Below are 22,483 nucleotides of genomic sequence, written 5' to 3'. Positions count from 1 at the left end.
ATTTAAATTAGATTTATTTTGATTTTGAATTTTGTCTGACAAGTTTAGATAATGATTTTCTTAAATATCTTGTTTTACGCGGACTTAATAAGGTAATATTTATTTTTATTTTTTGCTTTCTTGTTGATGACTTGTAATAGATTGTTAGTCTTTTGTAAAAGAATAAATTTAAAATAGAATATTTAACTACGTGCTCACGCTTTAAATCGAAGCGCTTATCTCGGTAATTAACAACTTCAGAAAATATGACGCCTCTAGTATATATTCCGATTAGAGCACCTTCACTATCAAACTCAAGATATTTGCCATTAATATAAGTATAAATTAATGCCATAAAAACAAGAAATTCTAAAGCATAAAGGTACTTAATGGATGGTAAAAACTGTTTTCCCATGAGTTGATACAAGAAAAAGGCAACAATGCCGATAACAATTGTAAAAAAATAAATTCCGGGTAAAAATTTAGTAGCACGGTAATTAGTTAGTCTCATAGGCGATTTCTTCAAGTAAATCGATTTCAACTCTGAGGTTGTCGATAATAAAATTTTGACGATCAGGTGTGTTTTTACCCATATAAAATTTTAATAAGTCGTCTATACTCTGATCTTTTTCAAGCATAACTGGATCTAAGCGAATATCATCACCAATAAAATGGACAAACTCATCTGGAGAGATTTCACCTAAACCCTTAAAACGTGTAATTTCAGGACTACCACTTAATTTTTTGATGGCTTCTTTACGTTCATTTTCAGAGTAACAATAAATGGTTTCTTTTTTGTTTCTAACCCTAAATAAAGGCGTTTGTAAAATATATAAATGGCCTTCTTTAATTAATTCAGGGAAAAATTGAAGGAAAAACGTGATAATTAGAAGCCGAATATGCATACCATCTACATCGGCATCGGTTGCAATTACAATGTTATTGTATCGTAAATCTTCTAGAGAATCTTCAATATTTAAAGCGGCTTGAAGTAAATTAAATTCTTCATTCTCGTAAACAATTTTTTTACTTAAACCGTACGAATTTAAAGGCTTTCCTTTTAAACTAAAAACGGCTTGTGTGTTTACGTTTCTTGATTTAGTGATGCTTCCACTAGCCGAGTCGCCTTCAGTTATAAATAAAGTAGTGTCTAAGTAGTTTTCTTTTTTAGTATCAGTAAGGTGAATTCTGCAGTCGCGTAATTTTTTATTATGAAGGCTTGCTTTTTTTGCGCGTTCTTTTGCTAATTTCCTGATACCAGATAAGTCTTTGCGCTCTTTTTCGGCTTGAAGGATTTTCCGATGTAATTTATCTGCAGTATCTGTGTGTTTATGCAGATAATTATCGAGTTTAGTTTTTACAAAATCTACGATATAAGTTCTTACCGTTGGCAAATTTCCTCCCATATCGGTAGAACCCAGCTTTGTTTTGGTTTGACTTTCAAACACTGGTTCCATGACCTTTATACTAATTGCTGAAACAATAGATTTTCTTACATCACTTGGGTCAAAATTTTTACCGTAAAATTCACGAACTGTTTTAACTATTGCTTCTCTAAAAGCCGACTGATGTGTACCACCTTGTGTGGTATGCTGACCATTTACAAAGGAATGATATTCTTCGCTGTACTGAGCTTTACTAAAAGTTAAGGCTACTTCAATATCGTTTCCTTTAAGGTGAATAATATCAAATAAGCGGTCTTTTTCAGCAATGCGATCGCCTAGTAAATCTTTTAAACCTTCTTCTGAATAAAATTTCTCACCATTAAAAATAATGCTTAAACCAGGGTTTAAATACACATAGTTTTTAAGCATCTTTTCAATATATTCTTTTCTGTAATTGAAGCTTTTGAAAATGGCTTCATCTGGAATAAAGCTAACTTTTGTTCCGCGCCTTCTAGAAGTTTCGGTAAGTTCTTCGGTATTAATTAATTCACCTTGTTCAAATTCCGCAGAGACTGAATTACCATCTCGAGTAGATTCGACCCTAAAAAATGATGACAAGGCGTTAACGGCTTTAGTACCAACGCCATTAAGTCCAACTGACTTTTTAAAAGCATTTGTATCATATTTTCCGCCAGTATTCATTTTTGAAACAACATCTACCACTTTACCTAACGGAATGCCTCGACCATAATCACGAACAATGACACGTGAACCTTGAATGGAAACTTCAATAGTTTTGCCTGAGCCCATTACAAATTCATCGATAGAGTTGTCAAGGACTTCCTTTAGCAAAATATAAATACCATCATCTGCGCTAGAACCATCACCAAGTTTACCAATATACATTCCTGGACGCATTCTAATATGTGCTTTCCAGTCTAAAGACTTAATATTATCTTCGGTATATTTTGTTTCTTTAGCCATTGTTAAAATCGTGGTAAATTGAATTTTAATTCATCAATCTTATGAGGAAAATAAATTAATTACCGCTAAAATAAAATTTTTAAACGAATTTAATACAATAAGCCTTGAAATTAAAAGATAGACAGAATTTTCAGACCGATAAAATAAATTTTATAACAGTTGATGGTTGTAAAGGTGGTTGGTGCATTATCGGTAAAATTAATGGTCAACTTATTTATGAAGTTATTGATAAGCTAGAAAATTTCTTGAAAAAACATCCTGAAATAGAATTTGTTTTTATTGATATTCCTATAGGATTAAGTTCGGCTAATTTTAAGAGAACATTAGACCAAAAGTTACGGCAAAAGCTAAAAGGTAAGACATCAAGTGTTTTTACACCACCTTGTCGTGAAGCTTTAAAAAAGATTACTTATCGTGAAGCAAATCAATCTAATAAGGAAATTACAGGTAAAGGATTATCAATTCAAGCTTATAATATTGGTCCCAAAATAAAAGAGGTTGATCAATTAATTTTATCGAATAAATTTAACTGTGAATACTATGAAGTACATCCTGAATTATGTTTCAAATATTTAAATAACGGCAATACTGTTTTGAGTAAAAAATCTACGGTTGAAGGTGCTGAAGAACGCTTAAGTTTAATTTCTCAAATTAATCATGAATACTTTGAAATATTTCAAAGTCTAAAATCTAATTATCCTAGAAAAATTTTAAAACAAAATGATATTCTTGATACACTTGCCATAATTTGCTGTTTAGAAAAAGTTAAAGAAATTAGATTTATATCAACTGATCAAAAATTTGATTCCCAAAATATTAGTCTATCAATTTTAAACTTTTCTGATTAACAAACTTTAACTGTAAATGCCTGTTTTAACTTGTTTTTAAGGCAATTAATGTTAACTATTAGCAATTATATGAATTAAAGACTAGAGTCGAGCGTTATTTTTGCAAAAAAAAATAATGAGATTCAATTACTTCTTTTTTTTAGTTCTAACAATTATATCAATTTCCGTCAATGCACAAAATAACTGTGATTGTGATTTTGTAATTACAAGTGCAAATCAATCATTCCCTAACAATACTAATAATAAAACGGTATGCTTTCAAGGCAATTTTACATACAACTTGAATTGGGAGAATATTGACAATAAAACAGAATTATGTATAGGTGAAAATGTAACCTTTAATTCAGCCGGTTTAAATTGGCCAAATTCTAAAAATTTTACCATCTCTAATTATGGTGTTTTTAATTTTGGTCAGAGTATCGAACTGAAAAATCAAACTTTGATTAATAACTATGGTTTAATGAATATTAAGGTTTCATTTAATGGTGGTACCTTGAATAATTATTCAGGCGCTGAATTAAATATTAATTCTTGGAGTTCATTTAATAAAGGTACACTAAACAACAATGTAGATGCATCAGTTGAAATTGCTAATCAGTATACAGAATTTGATCAGCAATTCTTCTTAAATTCTGATGGTAATGTAATTGTAAATGGAAATTTTGTTTTAAGTTCCACAGATATCATTCTTAATGGTAATAACAAATTCGAAAAAAAATTCACCAATATATCGTCAAATAATATTATTTCTGGACAAACTTACATTGGTAATAATTTTGTGAGTAATCAAAACAATTCTAACATTACTTTTGACTTGTTTACGAATATCGATGGTAAACTAAACTTGTTTTCTGGAGAAGCAATTTTTAATGGTGGTGTTTCTGTTTTGGGTAATACTCAAATTAATGGTGGAAGCTCATTAATAGTAGAAGGCAATTCAAATTTCAATAAACTAACCATTTATAATAGTGGCGAAATTGCAGCTTACACAGATGGTTGCAAATACATTAATATAGAAAATACTGCTGGTTCTGGTGGGCAAGTTAATGCTTACAATAATGCCACTTTAACATTAAATCAGGTTTACGACCAACCTAATAATGAATGGATTTTATCTGGCAATGTTAATATTGCCAATGAATGTAGCACGCCTAAGACTATTTGGGAAGGCACAGTTTCAAGTGATGCTAACGATCCAAATAATTGGTCTAATGGTTTACCATCTTTAACAGTTAATGCCATTATTCCTGAAACACCTAACAACCCAACTTTATCTAGTAACTTACAAGCATTTAATCTAAATATACACCAAAATGCTGCTTTTAATTCGAATGGGAATTATACTTTAAGCCTTAGTGGTGATATTTTAGGTTCGGGAGATTTAATACTTAATGATGGTAATTTAAATTTTGTTGGAGGTGAAAGATTGCAATCAGTAGCTTTATCTGGAGAAATTAAATTAAATAACTTATCTGTAAATAACCCAAATTCTATATCATTAAATAATTCATCGATTGAATTATTTGGAATTTTAGATTTGAATCAAGGTAACTTGATGACTAATTATGATTCTTCAAACCCTCAAACAAACTTACTAACTTTCAAATCTAATGAAGCTAATACTGCTATAGTTGCACCTTCAACTTTTCAAGTTATAGGTGAAGTTAAAATTGAACGATATATTCCCGCTCAAAAGAGAGCTTTTAGATATATTACATCATCAGTAAACACAACTACTTCAATACGAGATAACTGGCAAGAAGGTCAAAACAACACTTCAAATAATTATCAAAATAATATCAATAATAATCCTGGATTTGGTACTCACATTACAGGTAGTGTAAATGGCAATAATGGTTTTGATGCGACTTTAACTGGTAATCCTTCTATGTTTAGCTGGGATATTAATACTAGTAATTGGGTTCAAATCCCCAATACAAATCAAACAAACTTAAGTGCTGGTAAAGCTTATAGCTTATTAATTAGAGGTGATCGAAGTACAAATATTTATTCTTCAAATAACGCTTTGGGTAACCCAACAACTTTAAGAATGACAGGAGAGTTGGTTTCTGGAGATGTAGATGTGTCAGATAAGATTAACGCATCAGCAGGTTCTTATAGTTTAATTGGTAATCCTTATCAAGCTCAAGTAGATTTTAAATCACTTTTAAAGCAAGAAGCATCAAACCTTGATAAGAATTTTTATTATGCGTATAATCCAAACTTAGGAAGTCGTGGTGGTTATGTTACTGTCGATTTAAATGAGTCTCCTGTTGAAATTACACCGAGCAATTTAAATAATAATTCTAATGGAGACAATTACAGATATTTACAGCCCAATCAAGCCGTTTTTGTGAAAACAAGTAGTGATGCGACTTCTGCCCCAACTTTAGTTTTTAAAGAATCTTACAAAGACTTAAATACGCTAACTAATGAAGTTTTCAGTACCACTGAAGTTACTTCCGAAACTGCTAAAATTAGCATGAATTTACATAGTGTAGCATTGAACAAGATTGTTGATGGCGTTAAATTTGAATTTAACAGTAATTACAGCTCTTCTGTAACCGATGAAGATGCGCTTAAATTCTGGAATTCTGGAACAACAATTGGAATCAATAATAATCAAAATTACTTATCTATAGATAAACGTAATTACCCAACTGAAGATGAACTTCTTGGTTTTTGGATTGGTAATTATACAACTGGAGAGTATAAATTTAATATTGAAGTATCACAATTAAACTCTCATCATGCCTTTTTGATTGATAATTATACTGGAATAGAATATCAACTACAAAATAACACTGTAAATCAAATTAATTTTGAAGTTGATACAAATGTCTCCGCATCAACATCAAGTACACGATTTAATATTAGATTTGAACAAACTACATTGAGTAATAATGAAGTTTTGAATTCTAACAACGTAAAACTATATCCTAATCCAGTGGTTAATGAATTTTTTAAGGTTTCATTACCAAGTTTTGTTGATGAAGCAAACATTATAGTTTATAACAATTTAGGGCAAAAGTTAATTTCAGAAAATATAGGTACCAACAATAAAATTTCTTCTAAAAATTTAGAATCAGGTATTTATTTTGTTGAAGTTTCAGCAAATGGTTATACCTACAAAACAAAATTAATCGTGAAATAAATGAATTTATAATATTTAAAAACCATCTTAATCAAGATGGTTTTTTTATAATTCAAAATCACCAAAATTTAGGCGATTTATGGCACTATGTGAGCTTTCATTTATAACTTGGGCGTCTTTAAGTACAATAAGCTGTGGTGATTCGTGAACAACATTTAAATCTTTAGCCAGTTGAGATGAGAAATCCCTATTTTGAATAACATTTAATAAATAAAATTTAGCTTTCGTATCACTAGGAATTTGGTTTTTAAATTGATTCAAAACCATACTGCTAATGCCACATCGAGGCGAATGCTTAAATATAAGGACAAATGTCTTTTTAGATTCGTCAATTAAATCTGAAACAGTTTTTTCTTGATTTAAAATTTCAAAACGATTATTAAGCGTTTGATTCTTTTCAGTTTTAAAAATTTTATCAAAAAATCCCATAGTCATAATTTTGTTAAAATATTAAAAATATCGTTTTTAAAAATAATTCATTCTTAGTTAAAGAATAGGTCAAATTTAATAAATAGTAAAACACAAATGACAAATTATAAATTTTATCAAATTGATGCCTTTACAAATTCTGCATTTGAAGGTAATCCAGCTGGTGTTATTTTGATTGATAATAATTGGCCAAGTGATGATCTATTACAAAAAATAGCCCGTGAAATCAACTTGTCTGAAACAGCTTTTGTTCAAATATTGGGTGTTCACAAATATAAAATCAGATTCTTCACTCCTACTTGTGAAGTGCCACTTTGTGGTCATGCTACACTTTCAGCAGCCTTTGTTTTGTTTAATGAATTGAATTTAAAAACAAATCAACTTATTTTTAATACTATTGATTTGCAACTTCACGTTGATTACAATCCTAAAAACAAGTTGGTTAAATTAAACTTTCCTCTCTACAGCTTGCAACAACTTCCAAACAATACTGAAATATCTCAAATTTTAAATTTACCTATAACCGAACTTTACGCATGTGACAACAACTGGAAAATGGCTATTTGTAAAAGTGAAATTGCTTTACAAAATTTACAAGTTAATGCTAACACTTTAACTTCAAATGGCTATGGACAGATAATCCTAACAGCTAAGTCAGATTCACAAAATGACTTTGTTTATCGTTGCTTTGTTCCTGATTTAGGTATACTTGAAGATCCGGTGACAGGCTCAGCTCAATGTACTTTAGCACCTTACTGGAGCTCTGTTTTAAACAAAAAAGAACTCATCTCTCAACAACTTTCTGGCAGGACAAACACAATAACTGCTCAGGTTAATGCTAATAATATTTCAATTTTTGGAACTTGTACAACTGTCATCAAAGGTGATTTAATGTTTTAATTCAAATCATGCCGTAAAACAAAGGAATTAAAAAGCTTGCTGCAAGCCAAAATAATAAATTTAGACCAATACCTACTTTAAAAAAATCGATAAACTTATACTGTCCAGCACTGTAAACCATAGTGTTAGTTTGGTAACCAATAGGCGTCATAAAAGTGCCAGAAGCCGCTAGCATAATAGCAACGAGAAAAGGCATAACTTGATAATCGCCAATATTAGCTGTGGCTATGGCAATTGGAGCCATTAATGCTGCTGAGGCGTTGTTAGACATTAATTCGGTTAATAATGATGTGCTTAAGTAAAGACCTGAAATTAAAGCTATTGGGCCTAAATGACCTAAATTGTCGGTTAATAAATTTGCAATATTTAAGTCTAAACCTGTTTTATGCATAGCTGTGCCTAAACTAATGGCTCCAGCAAGCAAGAATACAATTTTCCAGTTAATAGCCTTATAAAGTTCTTTCATACTTAAAAACTTCAGTATGACTAATAGTGTTACAACACTTATGGCACCAATCATAATATCCACAAGGCCAATACTTGCAAGAATAACCATCAATAATACAAGACCACTAACAGTGTAAAATTTAGTTTGATTAAAATCAGTTATATGGTCTTCAGATAAAAGCACAAATGGCGTATCATCTTCAGTTTCAATACGTTTTAATTCTTTAATGTAGTGCGTTTTAACTTCAGCTAAAATCACATCGCCTGACAACAATTTAGTATCATATAAATTGTCATGTTTTATATTTTCACGATGTTTAATACCTAATGGCGTTGCCCGATATTTACGTCTAAAATCTATTTCTTTTAAAGTCTTACCGTGAATATTACTTGCTGAAGTTATTACCATTTCAATTAAAGCCGATTCAGTTTCTTTTAAAGTATCATCACCTATCTTGATGGGCGATAATTTAATTGATTTAGTTTTATCTTTTAAAGACTTGATTTTATCAACATTGCAGCGAACTTTCAAAATGTCATTGGCCTTTAAAATGAAATCACCTTGTGGAAGATTGAATTTTGTTTCACCACGACTGACTTCAATTATATCCATATCAAAATCCTTTACTAAATCAGAATCCATGATACGTTGACCTACTGAAGTTGAATCTTGAAGCAATTCTACATCAGTTAGATATTTATTTAAATTGAATTTTTCACTTAAATTTTTATCGCTTCTTCTGTTGGGTAATAATTTTATTCCTACAAATCGCATATAAATAATTCCAACAACGACTAAACCTAAAGCTACAGGTGTCATTTCAAAAATTCCTATTTCTAAGCTAATTTCTTGTTTTGAAATACCACTAACTAGAATATTGGTTGATGTACCAATTAAAGTACACATACCTCCAAAAATTGATGCGAATGAAAGTGGAATTAGCATTTTAGAAGGACTTTGACCTGATTCGTGTGCAATTTGAATTACCACCGGTATAAAAACAGCAACTACTGGTGTGTTATTAACAAAGGCAGAAATAATAGCAATGAGTAACATCATTAATAACATACCAACATCAAATTGGTATCTAAATATTTTAGATAAACGATGCGCTAAATATTGTAAAGCACCTGTTTTTAATAATGCAGCACTAATTACAAACATAAATGCTACTGTAATTGTGGCTTTATTGCTAAAGCCTAAAATGCCTTCTTCTGGAGTTAAAACGCCACTAAAAACTAAAGCAAGCATGATTAAAATCGCAATTAAATCAACCGAAATAATTTCAGTTATAAATAAAACAACGGCCAAGCCTATAATAACCAAGGTAATAATTGCTGCAGTAGTCATATTTAATTTAAATTGACCACAAATATAATTAGTCTATTAAATTTATAGACTTTATGTACAAAAAATTAAAGTATTTTTTTTAGGCGACTTTCGCGATGCATAATTTCAGCTAAATTAGCATCTTTTAAAAGTTCGACTGTTTTATTTCTAACTTGTAAAAATACATCTCTAATGCCACAAGTTTCTTCGTCCTTGCATTCTTCGCAACGCTCGTAATATTTATAGGTCACACATGGCAAAAAAGCTATGGGACCATCAAATAAACGCATAACATCAGCCAAATTGACTTCTTCTGGAGATTGAAGCAAATAGTAACCGCCGCCTTTTCCTTTTTTACTAGCTAATATGCCAGATTTTTTTAAGTCGAGTAAAATTGCTTCTAAAAATTTTTGTGGAATGTTTTGAGCCTTTGAAACATCACTAATCCGAGTTGGTTGGCGCTCATCTTGCTTTGCAAGGTAAACTAGAGCGTTTATGGCGTATTTGGTTTTCTTAGAAATCATAAGCGTCACAAATATATCACTTTTAATAGCGATTTTTTTAATTATGATACCGTATTTTGCAATCACTAAGATTTTATTTATGTCTACTAATTCTCTTGAAAATCATCTTAAACATTATTTTGGGTATGACAGTTTTAGAGCACAGCAAGAAGCGATTATCAAAACTGTTTTGTCAGGAAAAGATTGTTTGGTGATCATGCCTACAGGCGGCGGAAAATCACTTTGTTTTCAATTACCTGCATTAGAGTTTGAAGGTGTAACTTTAGTTATTTCGCCCTTAATTGCATTGATGAAAGACCAAGTTGATGGCTTAAAAGCTAATGGCATAAAAGCTGAAGTTTATAACAGCTCTCAAACCACAGCGCATCAAGATGATGTCATCAATAAAATTTATAGAAAAGAACTCGATTTAGTTTATACTGCGCCAGAAAGTTTATCATATCTACAGCAAGTGCTTCAACCAGAATTTATAAGCTGTATTGCAGTTGATGAAGCGCATTGTATTTCTTCTTGGGGACATGATTTTAGACCATCCTACAAAAAATTAGGTTTCTTAAAGCGTTCGCTTCCTGAAGTTCCTGTTATAGCTTTAACAGCCACGGCCGATAAAGCCACGCAACAAGATATTTTAAATCAGCTCAATATTTCTCAGGCTCAAAAATTTGTGAGCTCATTTAATCGTGAAAATATATTTTTAGAAGTTAAATCAGCTAACAAACGGGTTGAACAAATTATTGATTTTATCGAGAAACAACCCGAAAGTTGTGGTATTATTTATTGCCTAAGTCGAAAAAGCACTGAAAAATTAGCACAAAAATTACAATTAAACAACATCAATGCTAAAGCATATCATGCTGGTTTGTCTCACGAAGATCGTATAAAAATTCAAGAAGATTTTGTGTTTGATAAAACCCAAATTATATGCGCCACTATTGCATTTGGTATGGGCATCGACAAATCAAATGTGCGCTGGGTGATCCATTATAACATGCCTAAAAATGTTGAAGGTTATTACCAAGAAATTGGTCGTTCTGGCCGCGATGGCTTACCAGCACATGCTTTAATGTTTCATTCGTATGCCGATGTTATTCAATATCGAAATTTTATTGATGGCGCAGCTAATCAAGAAGTGCAATTAGCAAAGCTTGAGCGAATAAAGCAATTTGCAGAAGCCAAATCTTGTCGCCGAAAAATTTTATTGGCTTATTTTGGCGAACACTTAACTGAAGATTGTGGCAAGTGTGATGTTTGTTTAAATCCGCCTCGCTTTTTTGATGGTCGTGTACATGCTAAAAAAGCAATTTCGGCTATTGCTCGTGTTAAAGAACAAGAACCTATTGGTACAATTATAGATATTTTACGTGGCGCACAAAATCAAAATATTCTTCAAAACAATTACCATAATCTTAAAACTTACGGTGTTGGTAAAGCTATTTCTTGGAGAGATTGGCAACATTATATTTTAGAAATGTTAAACTTAGGACTAATAGATTTAGCATTTCATGACCATAATCGCTTAAAATTAAATCCAGTATCTAAAAAAGTACTCTTTGAAGATTTTGAAGTTAAACTAACCAAACCCGAAGTAAAATCTAAAAAAATTCCTTCAACTGTAAATGTAAAATCTAAACCAAAAGCTTCTACCCTATTTGAACAGTTAAAACAACTTCGACTTGAAATTGCTTCTGAAGAAGATATTCCGCCTTATTTGGTTTTTAATGATGCTAGTTTGAAAGAAATGGAAATTCATAGACCAACAACATTACCAGATTTCATGGCTATTAGCGGAGTTACTCAACGTAAAGCAGAACGTTTTGCAGATGAGTTTTTAGAAGTGATTCTTAATTTTTCAAAGAAAAAACGAAAATCTTCTAAAACCAAGTCCGAAACTTATAAACTTACCTTAAATCTACTTAATCAAGGTAAAACTGTTGAAGAAATTGCTGGTGAGCGCAAACTCAAAACAACAACAATTTATTCACACATCGCAAAACTCTTTAGTGAAGGAAAGCTAACTTCTATAGAAGATTATGTAACTAAAACTGAAATTGAAGAAATTAGTCAAGTTTTAAAAAAATTGGATGATGACAGTAAACTAAAACCAATACATGAAGCCTTAAATGAAAAAATTGAATATGGCAAGATTAGAATAGCACTCGCCTTTTTAAATAGACAATAAAAACAATTAATTTCTAACGATAACAGCAGATGCTTTTATGCCAGTTAATAAATTCCATATATTTCTAGTAATTAAGTTACCATTATCAATAGCCTTCAACTCAGCTGTATTAGGCCCAGATTCTCCTTGATTTAAAGCAACAAACTCAATTTTATTAAACCCAACTTCAAGTGGTATGGTAATTTCTTTGTAGGCGTTTTCGAGTAATAAATTTTGAATTAAAATTTCACCGTTTAAGCGAACTTGTACGCGATCGCCATCAAACATCATGTGATCTCGACATAAAAAAACCATTTTATCTGAAGTGGTCACAAAATCACCTAAATACATGTCGTTACCAAACTCTTCTTTCATCCGGTTATTTTCATCTTCAGGCTTGGCATTAAGTTTTTTAGTGTATAAATCACTCGGGTTAGTAAATTGTTCTTTTGGTTTAAAATTGATACCTTTTTCAGGTTTGGCAAATAAATTCTTAACTTTTGGACGGTTAGGTATACCTAATAAATTATTCCCACTAGAAACCTTTCCTTTACTTAAAATAGCGCCTTTAGATTTTGTACTCGATTGAGGTAAATCTTTATCTTGTGCGTAACCAAAAAAACCAATAAATAATAAGATGTAAAAAAACTTGTCCATATAACAAATGTATTTGTTTTCAGCTTTTTATGAGTCTTATAAATTTAACTTTAACATAAATATTGAATTGCAAAATAAGCACCATGATGTGTTATTGAACAAATTTTATCATGTGAAAGTAATTTTAAATATGGCAAACCATTTTCATTTTTATTTAATGAAATCGGTTGATTAAACTTGGTTGAAATTTGTTGAAGCACTGAAAATTGTGATGATAGAATACAATAATCAGTTTTAAAATCATTTGAAGTGAAACTATAAATAAAATTATTATTTATCTCTATATCAACATTATAAATATTATAATTGTAGCAAACCTTAGCTTGAAACTCTTTTAAACATTCTATATTAAATTGAAGTGGATTGTAAAAAGATTTAAAACCGAATTCACGTTGGGCTGACTTATAAACTGCTTCTTTACAAGTCCAAATTTTCCAAAAACATAATTCAGGATTGACCGACTGTTGAACGATATATTGTTCTGAAGCTGTTAGTGTTTTATCAAAATAACGCGGTCTAAAGATATTCGATTGTTTTTTAGCTTCTGTTAAATCTACAATATCATTACCGAGCATAATTACTTCAACTTTTGCTGAATCACTTCAACGCTTTTTTTAACATTTAGCATTTGTTCCATATCATCATTCTCAATTCTGATGTTAAACTCATCTTCAATATCTAAAATTACATCAACTAAATTAGCCGAATTAATTTCTAAATCTTTTATAAAATCTGATGTTTCAGTTAAGTTATTAAAATTTTCTGTATGATTAACATAAGGTTCAACAATACGTTTTAATTTTTGAATAATGTCTTCTTTAGTCATTTCTGTTCAGTTTTAATTTATTTTCGAAACTAGCAAATAAAAAATTGATGCCCGCCATAATGATGATTAATGACAAAGTCCCTGCACCAATCCATTGCCAAGTTGGTATGTCTGGATTGTGTTTTAAAAAGGCACTTTCTAACAACGCACATAAACCAAAACCTAATAGTAATGTGCCTAAAGCACCGAATAACCAGTAATTACGCTTTATTTTATTCATTTTTCAAATTGTTTTAAAACAGTACTAGCATTAACATCACCAAAGCCAAAACTGGCCTTAATAAGGTATTTGATAGCAGTTGATTGTGTTTGATCGGGTATGGTATCTTTCGAAATTTGATTTAATATGTCTGGATGAATGGGTTGTAAATTTCGGTTTCCAAACACAAATTGATGCTTGATTTGCAAAACTGAAGCGACTAACTCTACACTTCCAGCAGCAGCTAAGGCGTGGCCAATATGACTTTTTAAAGAATTGATTAAAGGAAATTTTTCGCCACTTAAATTTAAAGCGGAACGCCAATTATTGATTTCAACAGCATCCATTATTGTGCCTGTTAAATGGCCATTAATAGTATCTATTTCAGCAGCATCAACCTGAGCGTTGTTAAGTGATTGCAAAATGCATTGTTGAACAGCTTTTGAATTAGGTGCCGTCATGCTACCACCATGACGCTGACCACCAGAATTAATAGCACCTCCACAAACTTCTGCATAAATTGGCGCTTGTCTTTCTAGAGCTGAGTCTAAAGTTTCTAAAACCAGCGCGCCAGCACCGCTACTTGGCACAAAACCTTGTGCGTTTTTACTCATTGGTCTTGAGGCTTCTTCAGGATGTTGATTGTATTGATAAGGTAAAATTCGTAAAGCTTCAAATCCACCCCAAACATAAGCGCCTGAATCGCTACAACTACCAACTAACATTCGTTTAGCTCTATTAAGTTTAAGATGATTATAAGCCATTAGAAAGGCTTCAGTGCCTGTTGTACATGCAGATGAGTTAGATGTTACCCAATTTCCACAACCTAGTTTTCCGCCTAAAAATGCAGAAACACCACTTGCCATGGTTTGTAAAACACTTGTGCTACCAAGCCGCCTAACTCTATGATTATCAATTAAATGAAAAGCTTCTTTTAACTTTTCAACGCCTAAAATTCCTGTACCAAAAATAATGCCTGCATCATAATCAGTCGATTTATTAATCTTTAAACCAGCGTCAAACCAAGCTTCTTGCCCTGCAATTCCACCATAAATAAGTCCGCTTGCCAATAAGCCTTTTTGTTCTAATGCTGTAAAGTACTGGTTTAAGAGGTTGTTATTAACTTCTGGTGTTCCAGCAACTTGACAGCTAAAACCTTTTTCAGCTAAGTCTTGATGAAATTTAATACCGTTAGTTTTATTTTTAAGCGCATGCAAAAAATTAGTTTTACCAATGGCATTTGGCGCTACAACACCTAGACCTGTTATAACTACGCGATTACTCATGTTTTTCAGTTGAAATCATTCCACTAATTTGACCTTTTAAAACCAGCTCACCAACCGAATTATATAATTTTACGGAAGATTTTAATTTGTTGAATCTAAAGTATTGCTTTTCAGCTTCAACTTTTATGGTTTCATTCGGAAAAACAGGTTTTAAAAATTCAATTTCAGTTGAAGTCATCACGCAGTTTAAATTTTTAGTCGATTTACCTTCCATTTTTAATAGATAAATCCCAAAACTAACTAAACCTATTTGAGCTGCACATTCAGTTAAAATAACGCCTGGTGTAATAGGAAAACCTTTAAAATGGCCTTTGTAAAAATCGTGTTGATTATGAAAAAAGTAAGAACCTTTTATTGAGTTTAAATCAATCTCAGTAATTTCATCAACAAACAAAAAGGGATGTTGGTAGGGTAATTGGTCTAAAATAGATTGATACTTCTGCATACATTTTAATTTAAACTAAACTTTCGCCACCATCAACTTTTATAATGCTACCGTTTATCCAGCGTGCAGCTGAATCACTTAACAAACCAACCACTTTTGCGACATCTTCTGCTATTGTTAAGCGTTTATAAGGGTTACGTTTTATGGTGTAAGACTTAAGTTGCTTGTATGCTGGGAAATGCTGTAAAGCTTTTGTATCAACTAAACCAGCTTGAATACAATTGGCTCTGATGCCGTAAGGTGCAAGCTCTACCGCAAGCTGTTTCATAATACTTTCTAAAGCCGTTTTGGCTGCTGAAACAGCGCCATATTGAGGTATAACTTTTGAGTTTCCTTCACTAGTGAAGGCTAAAAGTTGACTTGGATTTTTCATTTTTTGATGATGCACAAGTTGATTAGCCCAAGTATAAAAGCTAATCGCCATAGCCTGTATGGTTGTTTGGAAATCGTTTGGGGTTAAGGCATTTTCACCAACAACATTTTTTAAATTACCTTTTGCAATTGAATGTAAGACCAAATCGAATTGCAAATCTGGCTGAAGTTGAGTTATAAATGTTTCTATTTTATCGTTGCGTGTAGCATCAAAATTATGGCTAGTCACTTCAACTGAAAATGAACGTAATTCATCAAATTTTTGAGTGATTTCTTCATTTGAAGCTCTAGAATCTCGATGTATAATCATCAAATTAAATCCACGTAGAGCTAATTCTTTAGCACTTGCATACCCCAAACCTTGGCTACCGCCAATAATTAACGCTGTTGGTTTCATATTAAAATTTTAATAAAAGTCGTTGTGCTGTAAATCCTGGTCCAAAGCTTAACATTAAACCATAATCATCTTTTTTTGGCGAATCTTGCATGATTTGCGCTAAAACAAACAAAACAGTAGCACTGCTCATGTTACCGTAATTTTTAAGCACTGATTTTGTTGCATTAATATTTTTGCCCAAATCTTTAAATAAATCTTCGACAGTTAGAATAATTTTCTTTCCGCCAGGATGAAAAATGAGGTGCTCAATTGTTTCAATTGATAAATTATTACGCTTTAAAAAAGGATGAATAATTTCTGGAAAATGCGTTGCAATAGTATCAGGAACGGCAATATCAAGAATCATTTTTAAGCCATTGTTCGTTAAATCGAAACCCATCATGTGGGTTTGGTCGTAAAAATGATACATCTGCTCATCGCAAATTTGAGCACCACTTGCCTGCTCTTCTGAGCTCATGAGTACACAAGCTGCACCATCACCGAAAATGGCGGCACTTACCATATTTGCCATACTAAAATCTGAATGTTGCAAAGTTGCTGTGGGTGCTTCAACAGCAATAACCGCAGCTCTTTTATTGGGCTGATTCTCTAAAAATTGTTTAGCATAAATAATACCGGAAACTCCTGCAACACAACCCATTTCAGTAACAGGTAAACGGACAATATCTTGTTTTAAACCAAGGCTATTAATAAGGTAAGCGTCTAATGAAGGAATCATAATTCCTGTACAGCTTACCGTAATAATATAATCTAAACTTTTAGGATCCCAATTCGATTTTAAGAGTGCTTTTTCTAAAACTTGGTGACCAAGTTGTTTAGCTTCAGTTTGATAAATTTTATTTTTTTCTTCAAAGCTCGTTGATGTAAATACCTGATTTGGTGGCATAATAGCATAACGACGATCTACAGCAGCACCTTCAAAGATCTTGATAACTTTACGTTTAAATCGTTCATCTTGATGCTCTAACCAATCTTCTATATACGGAATTACTTCAGCAGTAGAACTAGTATATTTTGGGAGTTGAGTAGAAACTTGCGTAATTTTAACCATGAATTTGTATTAAAAATTGATAACGAAATGCCCAGAACCATTTCAATTGAGTTGCATTATTCAATTGTTTTGAAAAATACTTAAAATCCTTTGATTTAAACCCTCTTAAGATCGAAATTAATCCATCTTTTTTTGCTATTTGAGAATTAACAAAGCATAAACTATACAATTGAAATAAGCGATAAGCTAATTTATGACGATGTAAATCGTTAATAATGATTCCTAGTTTTACTTGCTTTTCTAATTGCTGAAGTAATTGTATAATTGACTCATTTTTAAAATGATGAAAGGTGAGACTTGAACATACAATATCAACGCTTAAAGCCTTAAATTCTGCCGAAAACACATCTAAACACTGATAAGAGATATTTAACTTAGCTGAAGTTAGTGATTTGGCTACTTCAATAATATGCGGATTGGCATCAATACCAATCAATTTTAATTGAAAATCTTGCTTATTAGCCCATTTTCTAATGGCTCTTAAACTTGCGCCACTTCCACAACCAATGTCAGCAATCGTGATTACTTCTTTTTTAGAATTTTTCAGTAATTGCTTGACACCATTTATCGTGACGCGATGACCACCTAAACTCGAATTTATTTGATCGATATGTTGAAGTACATTGACTAAATCTTCTCCTTTAAAATCAAATGCATCCATAATTTCTGCTTGAGATGAACGTTGATTTGTACTAATCATAAGCTGGAATGGGTTGGCCATGTGTTAAACGAACAAGTTTTGGTAATAAAAATGGTAATGGTTGAAGTAAATTTAACCCAATAGTTGTTAATCTTTGATTTAGTAAAATCTTCTGAAAAATACGCCCATAATATAAACGCTTCTTAAACGATGATTGCCACTGTTGATTGTAATAGGTTGATAATTGATCCATCTGAAGAGAATTTTGGTCGACTAATTTAACAGATTCAGCTGCTATTTTAGCAGAATGTATCGCCATTGCCATGCCGTTGCCACATAAAGGGTGAATTAACCCAGCAGCATCACCTAACATTAAAGCATTAAAATTTGAAGTTGATTTCTTTGCAAAAGAAACTTGTGCAATAGCTAATGGTGACTCAAATATAGAATTAGCTTCTTGTAAAAAGTGATTAAGATGTTTATTATTTCTGAGTACCTTTTTATTAAAATCTTCTATCGATTTATATTGCTTAAACACTTCAGCTGAAATTAAATAGCAGCAATTAACAGCCTTAGATTCAGTTTTCGACAAGCCACAATAGCCACCATTAAAATTATGAAGATGGACTTCATTAGCAGGAAATTCATCTAAGTTATAATGCGCTTTCACACCAATCCATCGGCTTTTTTTTTGGATAAATGCGCGATTAAGCTTTTTATCAAGATTTGAGCGTTTTCCATGAGCTAACAATAAAAATTTTGAGTTTAAACAAGAATCCTTAAAGTACGTTTTAAAGCCTGTGTGAGTAGATTCAAAATGTGTTACTTTAGCTTTGATGACTTCAATCCCAAGCCGCTTGGCATGTTTAAATAAAGCATGATCCAGTGCAAAACGACTCACACCAAATCCTCCGAGTGGTAATTCAGCTGAAAAAAGTTGACCGTCTACATTAGATAATTGAAGTTTATTAATAGCTTGTGTCTGCTTTAAAAATTTTGACAAGCCTAAACTTGATAAGTAAGCTTTAACTTCATTAGAAACGTATTCTCCACAGACTTTATGTTGTGGATACTCATTTTTTTCAATTACAACAACTTCAAAACCGTCAAGTCTTAAATGTATTGCAGCTGTAAGACCTGCTAAACCACCACCAATAATGCATACTTTTGAATTCAAATAAAATTTTTTATAAAAATCATTTTTTTTATTGATATTTGGTAGGGTAATTAAGTTTTATAGTGTTTTATTAACAGAAACCAAATAAAAAATAGAATTATGAGGATTAAAACATCAATTTTAAGTGTATTAGGTGCCATGTTTTTACTGGCAAGTTGTAGTGATGATGACAACACAAGCTCTACTCCAGTAGCTACTACAAATTTAAGCATTAAAGCCAAAGCAAGTTTAAATTCAACGAGTGGTCGATTAGCTAAAGCTAATGATAATGTTGAAGTCAACAGTTTTTTAATTAACATTAGCAACATCGAGTTTGAATACGCTACAAGTGGAAAGCCAGTGATGGGTGTTGCTAAAAGTGACGATGATATTAATTTAAGTTTTGAGGAATTACCTATTGAAATTCAAAATTATTTAACAACAAATTATCCAAATGATGCTTTTTGTAAAGCTGAACTTGAGGATGATAATGATGATCCTTACATGTATGAAGTTGAATTAAACTCTGGATTAGAGATTTACTTTAGAGCTGATTTTTCTGTCTATGCTACCGAACAAGATGATGAGCCTTGTAATGGTTCAAACTATGATGATGACGATGATAATGATTGGGGTGATGATGATGAAGTGAATTTAGTTGGCCCATTTGAATTAGACTTGAGTAATGATGCTGTAACGGTTGTTGACGTTGATATTCCTTTAGGAACTTACGAAGAAGTTGAGTTTGAAATGAATCGAAGTTCAAATAGTGCTAGTCCACTTTATCAAAAATCTATTTTAGTAACAGGTACTATAGATGGAACCAACTTTGAATTTTACCACACTTTTGATGAAGATTTTGAAGTTGATTATGAAGATGTTGGGCAAAATCTAGTGATTGATAATACTAATAATGCCTCAATAGTCTTTAATTTTGATTTAAACGCTGTTTTTAATTCGGTTGATTTAAGTAATGCAGCAGATGGTAATAATAATGGAATAATAGAAATTAACCCTGTTGACAATGATGGTAATCAAGCACTTGCCAATCAGCTTAAAAACGCCATTGTTTTGTATGCAGAATTACAAGACGACTAATTTTAGTTCTCTCCAAAAACCCGCATAATATTGCGGGTTTTTTTTAATTATTAATACATAATGAGTTTTAAAAAATCAATTAACGTTTTTAGAAAAAAAGCTACGCGATCGATTACCAAAAAGTTACTAGATCAAAAAGGCCTTAAGTTAACTGACAAATCAAAAATAAAACGGATTTTAATTACAAGACCAAATCATAGGCTTGGTAACCAGCTGCTAATTACGCCTTTGGTAAAAGAAGTGCATGATTGCTTTCCAAATGCAACAATTGATTTATTTTTAAAGGGTAATCTTGGGCCGGTTATATATAAAAACTATACTTATGTAGACCGTATTATATGCTTACCTAAACAGCATTTTAAAAAACTTCACCAATACTTGTATTCTTGGTTGAAGTTAAAAAAGTATTATTACGATTTGGTCATTAATGCCGAAGCCTCATCATCTTCTGGACGTTTATCAACAAAAGTTGCTCGATCACAACATAAATTTTTTGGGTTTGAACGTGAACTAAATTTATTCAAAACTTCAGACGCAGTTCATATTTCAAAATATCCCGTTTACAGTTTGCGCTATTTTTTAAACCAAAATATTATTGAAAAACCTCTACCCGATTTAGAAATTAAATTATCCAAAGAAGAACTAAATTTAGGGAAAGAATTACTGAGTAAGTTTGTAGACTTATCAAAACCAACATTATGTTTGTACACTTTTGCAACCGGTAAGAAATGCTTCTCAAAAAAATGGTGGACTAACTTTTATGACGCCTTACAAAAGAGTTTTCCTAACTTCAATATTATTGAAGTTTTACCCGTTGAAAATGTTTCGTCTTTAGATTTTAAAATCCCTGCTTTTTATAGCCAAAACATAAGAGAGTTGGCGGCATTTATCTCTCAAACTAGTGTTTTTATCACAGGTGATTGTGGCATTATGCATTTAGCTTCTGCTTCAAATACACCCACGATTGGTTTGTTTAATATTACCGATAAAGCAATGTATGAACCTTATAATAAATCTTGTTTAGGCATTGATACCAATGTTAAAAGCGAATTTGAAGTTGCTCAACTTTTAAAAAATAACATCAACAATTTAAAGCTTGCTGAAAATTAAAATTGTTTCTTCACTATCAGAATCGTCAATTTCTTGAAGCTCAATCCCCGAAGCGTTAGAATAATTTAGAACATTCCATTCTTCATCTATTTCATTGAATTCTGAGTCGTCAAATTCTAAGCTAAAAAATAACTGATTATTTGATGTTGTGACTTCCCAAGTAGCCATTTCAGTCTCAGGAAATCCAATAACTGTAATACTTCCATCAGCATTAAACACATATTCATAATCTGGATAATCTTCGGGCTCGCCATCTTCTTCAAGTAAAGAAATTTCAAAATTACCTGAAGTTATAAACGCTATAAAATCATCTTCAAAATTACCTGATTGAAATTCATATAAATTAGGGTTATAGCATGAATTGTCTAAACCAAAATACATATCAGAAAGTTGTGTATTTGAACTTATTGCTATCTCCTGACCATTAATTTCAAGTGAAATGGGGTATTCTATGCTAAAAATTTGACTCCTAAGGCTAATTGAAATCAATTGATTGATGAATTTCTGGTCTGAAGCAATAACTTCAGTTGTAATGAATGAATTATCTAAATCAGTTATATTTAACTCAATAGGATAATTAATTTCGATACAATTAATTTCGGAACTTTGCATTTCAGTTGAAGCCAAATTATTAAGTTCCTCAGTAGAACTTAAACTTAATTGAGTATAGTCTATCAAAGATACTTCAACTGGAAATTGTAAGTTAATATTATCATCTTCTGGTGAGCTTTCTAAAAAGTCGATTAATGTTTGGTAATCATCTGTACTTGAAAGATCAAAGGTTTGGTTATTAACTTCAACTTGAAAAGGTAATTCTATCTGTGTAGCTGAGTTTTGATCTATAAAATCATCAAACACCAAATTATTTTGGACACTTCTTGAAAGGCGATTAAATAATAAATTTTCAGTAGAAATTGCCTGTGAATTATCTATTACCAAACGATTTTCTTCGGTTTGGCAAGACCAACAGATTAAGATTAATAAAATAGATAATCGCCTCATATCATAAAAATATAAAAGTATGCATTATTTATTAAACAACTAACAGTTTAAATGCCCTACAACATATTAGCTTTTAAATTCAACAAAATTAACATTAAGTTTAGTA

Annotated in this window: 22 protein-coding genes; 6 read left to right on the top strand and 16 right to left on the bottom strand. The window is 31.4% G+C overall.

The window, feature by feature from the left end:
• Positions 1 to 13 precede the first annotated feature (13 nt).
• Positions 14 to 490 carry a hypothetical protein gene (locus BUB82_RS00370; RefSeq protein WP_073190415.1) on the bottom strand — a complete coding sequence of 159 codons (477 nt, stop codon included), beginning with the start codon at positions 488 to 490 and terminating at the stop codon, positions 14 to 16.
• Positions 477 to 2,348 (bottom strand): DNA topoisomerase IV subunit B, encoded by a 1,872-nt coding sequence (locus BUB82_RS00365; protein ID WP_073190413.1) that lies wholly within the window; start codon positions 2,346 to 2,348, stop codon positions 477 to 479. The genes BUB82_RS00370 and BUB82_RS00365 overlap by 14 nt, the downstream gene beginning before the upstream one ends.
• 104 nt (positions 2,349 to 2,452) lie before the next feature.
• Here BUB82_RS00365 and BUB82_RS00360 point away from each other — a divergent pair, with 104 nt between their 5' ends.
• Positions 2,453 to 3,196 (top strand): DUF429 domain-containing protein, encoded by a 744-nt coding sequence (locus BUB82_RS00360; RefSeq protein ID WP_073190408.1) that lies wholly within the window; start codon positions 2,453 to 2,455, stop codon positions 3,194 to 3,196.
• A 115-nt stretch (positions 3,197 to 3,311) separates the two neighbouring features.
• A complete protein-coding gene (locus BUB82_RS00355; RefSeq protein WP_073190405.1) occupies positions 3,312 to 6,350 on the top strand; it encodes a T9SS type A sorting domain-containing protein in 3,039 nt (1,012 codons plus the stop codon).
• A 45-nt stretch (positions 6,351 to 6,395) separates the two neighbouring features.
• Here BUB82_RS00355 and ytxJ read toward each other — a convergent pair whose 3' ends face one another.
• On the bottom strand, positions 6,396 to 6,779 hold the full coding sequence (gene ytxJ, locus BUB82_RS00350) for a bacillithiol system redox-active protein YtxJ (protein ID WP_073190402.1): 384 nt from the start codon (positions 6,777 to 6,779) through the stop codon (positions 6,396 to 6,398).
• A gap of 96 nt (positions 6,780 to 6,875) precedes the next feature.
• Here ytxJ and BUB82_RS00345 point away from each other — a divergent pair, with 96 nt between their 5' ends.
• The gene (locus tag BUB82_RS00345) at positions 6,876 to 7,679 is read left to right on the top strand and encodes a PhzF family phenazine biosynthesis protein (protein ID WP_073190399.1); all 804 of its coding nucleotides are present in this window, start codon (positions 6,876 to 6,878) and stop codon (positions 7,677 to 7,679) included.
• 1 nt (position 7,680) lies between these two features.
• On the opposite strand, the gene BUB82_RS00340 is transcribed toward BUB82_RS00345, so the two are convergent.
• Both BUB82_RS00340 and BUB82_RS00335 read right to left on the bottom strand, forming a co-directional pair.
• On the bottom strand, positions 7,681 to 9,477 hold the full coding sequence (locus BUB82_RS00340) for an SLC13 family permease (protein WP_073190396.1): 1,797 nt from the start codon (positions 9,475 to 9,477) through the stop codon (positions 7,681 to 7,683).
• 65 nt (positions 9,478 to 9,542) lie between these two features.
• On the bottom strand, positions 9,543 to 9,980 hold the full coding sequence (locus BUB82_RS00335; protein WP_073191824.1) for an RrF2 family transcriptional regulator: 438 nt from the start codon (positions 9,978 to 9,980) through the stop codon (positions 9,543 to 9,545).
• Positions 9,981 to 10,059: 79 nt separating this feature from the next.
• On the opposite strand from BUB82_RS00335, the gene recQ reads away from it, so the two are divergent.
• Complete coding sequence (gene recQ, locus BUB82_RS00330; protein WP_073190393.1) at positions 10,060 to 12,159, top strand: DNA helicase RecQ; 2,100 nt, start codon at positions 10,060 to 10,062, stop codon at positions 12,157 to 12,159.
• 6 nt (positions 12,160 to 12,165) lie between these two features.
• Here the strand turns inward: recQ and BUB82_RS00325 are convergent, their stop codons facing one another.
• Genes BUB82_RS00325 through BUB82_RS00280 form a run of 10 tightly spaced genes read right to left on the bottom strand, consistent with a single transcriptional unit; the run spans position 12,166 to position 19,188 of the window.
• Positions 12,166 to 12,795, bottom strand: coding sequence for a hypothetical protein (locus BUB82_RS00325; RefSeq protein ID WP_073190390.1), 630 nt, complete (start codon positions 12,793 to 12,795; stop codon positions 12,166 to 12,168).
• 50 nt (positions 12,796 to 12,845) lie between these two features.
• On the bottom strand, positions 12,846 to 13,370 hold the full coding sequence (locus BUB82_RS00320) for a 4'-phosphopantetheinyl transferase family protein (protein WP_073190387.1): 525 nt from the start codon (positions 13,368 to 13,370) through the stop codon (positions 12,846 to 12,848).
• A gap of 2 nt (positions 13,371 to 13,372) precedes the next feature.
• The gene (locus BUB82_RS00315; RefSeq protein WP_073190384.1) at positions 13,373 to 13,621 is read right to left on the bottom strand and encodes an acyl carrier protein; all 249 of its coding nucleotides are present in this window, start codon (positions 13,619 to 13,621) and stop codon (positions 13,373 to 13,375) included.
• The gene (locus BUB82_RS00310; protein ID WP_073190381.1) at positions 13,614 to 13,841 is read right to left on the bottom strand and encodes a hypothetical protein; all 228 of its coding nucleotides are present in this window, start codon (positions 13,839 to 13,841) and stop codon (positions 13,614 to 13,616) included. Before BUB82_RS00310 ends, BUB82_RS00315 begins: the two co-directional genes overlap by 8 nt.
• Positions 13,838 to 15,106 (bottom strand): beta-ketoacyl-[acyl-carrier-protein] synthase family protein, encoded by a 1,269-nt coding sequence (locus BUB82_RS00305; protein WP_073190378.1) that lies wholly within the window; start codon positions 15,104 to 15,106, stop codon positions 13,838 to 13,840. Before BUB82_RS00305 ends, BUB82_RS00310 begins: the two co-directional genes overlap by 4 nt.
• Positions 15,099 to 15,551 carry a 3-hydroxyacyl-ACP dehydratase FabZ family protein gene (locus BUB82_RS00300; RefSeq protein WP_073190375.1) on the bottom strand — a complete coding sequence of 151 codons (453 nt, stop codon included), beginning with the start codon at positions 15,549 to 15,551 and terminating at the stop codon, positions 15,099 to 15,101. The genes BUB82_RS00305 and BUB82_RS00300 overlap by 8 nt, the downstream gene beginning before the upstream one ends.
• A 10-nt stretch (positions 15,552 to 15,561) precedes the next feature.
• Positions 15,562 to 16,320: an SDR family oxidoreductase gene (locus tag BUB82_RS00295; protein WP_073190372.1), complete on the bottom strand. Its 759-nt coding sequence runs from the start codon at positions 16,318 to 16,320 to the stop codon at positions 15,562 to 15,564.
• A gap of 1 nt (position 16,321) precedes the next feature.
• On the bottom strand, positions 16,322 to 17,371 hold the full coding sequence (locus BUB82_RS00290) for a type III polyketide synthase (RefSeq protein WP_073190370.1): 1,050 nt from the start codon (positions 17,369 to 17,371) through the stop codon (positions 16,322 to 16,324).
• Positions 17,364 to 18,092, bottom strand: coding sequence for a methyltransferase domain-containing protein (locus tag BUB82_RS00285; RefSeq protein ID WP_234949739.1), 729 nt, complete (start codon positions 18,090 to 18,092; stop codon positions 17,364 to 17,366). The genes BUB82_RS00290 and BUB82_RS00285 overlap by 8 nt, the downstream gene beginning before the upstream one ends.
• Positions 18,064 to 19,188: an NAD(P)/FAD-dependent oxidoreductase gene (locus BUB82_RS00280; protein ID WP_073190364.1), complete on the bottom strand. Its 1,125-nt coding sequence runs from the start codon at positions 19,186 to 19,188 to the stop codon at positions 18,064 to 18,066. Before BUB82_RS00280 ends, BUB82_RS00285 begins: the two co-directional genes overlap by 29 nt.
• A gap of 99 nt (positions 19,189 to 19,287) precedes the next feature.
• Between BUB82_RS00280 and BUB82_RS00275 the strand changes: the two genes are divergently transcribed.
• Both BUB82_RS00275 and BUB82_RS00270 read left to right on the top strand, forming a co-directional pair.
• On the top strand, positions 19,288 to 20,265 hold the full coding sequence (locus BUB82_RS00275; RefSeq protein WP_073190362.1) for a hypothetical protein: 978 nt from the start codon (positions 19,288 to 19,290) through the stop codon (positions 20,263 to 20,265).
• A 60-nt stretch (positions 20,266 to 20,325) separates the two neighbouring features.
• On the top strand, positions 20,326 to 21,375 hold the full coding sequence (locus BUB82_RS00270; protein ID WP_073190360.1) for a glycosyltransferase family 9 protein: 1,050 nt from the start codon (positions 20,326 to 20,328) through the stop codon (positions 21,373 to 21,375).
• Here the strand turns inward: BUB82_RS00270 and BUB82_RS00265 are convergent.
• On the bottom strand, positions 21,355 to 22,377 hold the full coding sequence (locus BUB82_RS00265) for a hypothetical protein (RefSeq protein WP_073190358.1): 1,023 nt from the start codon (positions 22,375 to 22,377) through the stop codon (positions 21,355 to 21,357). The genes BUB82_RS00270 and BUB82_RS00265 overlap by 21 nt on opposite strands.
• Positions 22,378 to 22,483: the final 106 nt, after the last annotated feature.

It is taken from the genome of Psychroflexus salarius (assembly GCF_900129035.1).
In the GTDB taxonomy this organism is placed as follows: domain Bacteria; phylum Bacteroidota; class Bacteroidia; order Flavobacteriales; family Flavobacteriaceae; genus Psychroflexus; species Psychroflexus salarius.
Note: the sequence above shows the minus strand (reverse complement) of the source record. Positions and strands in the feature narration are given on the sequence as shown.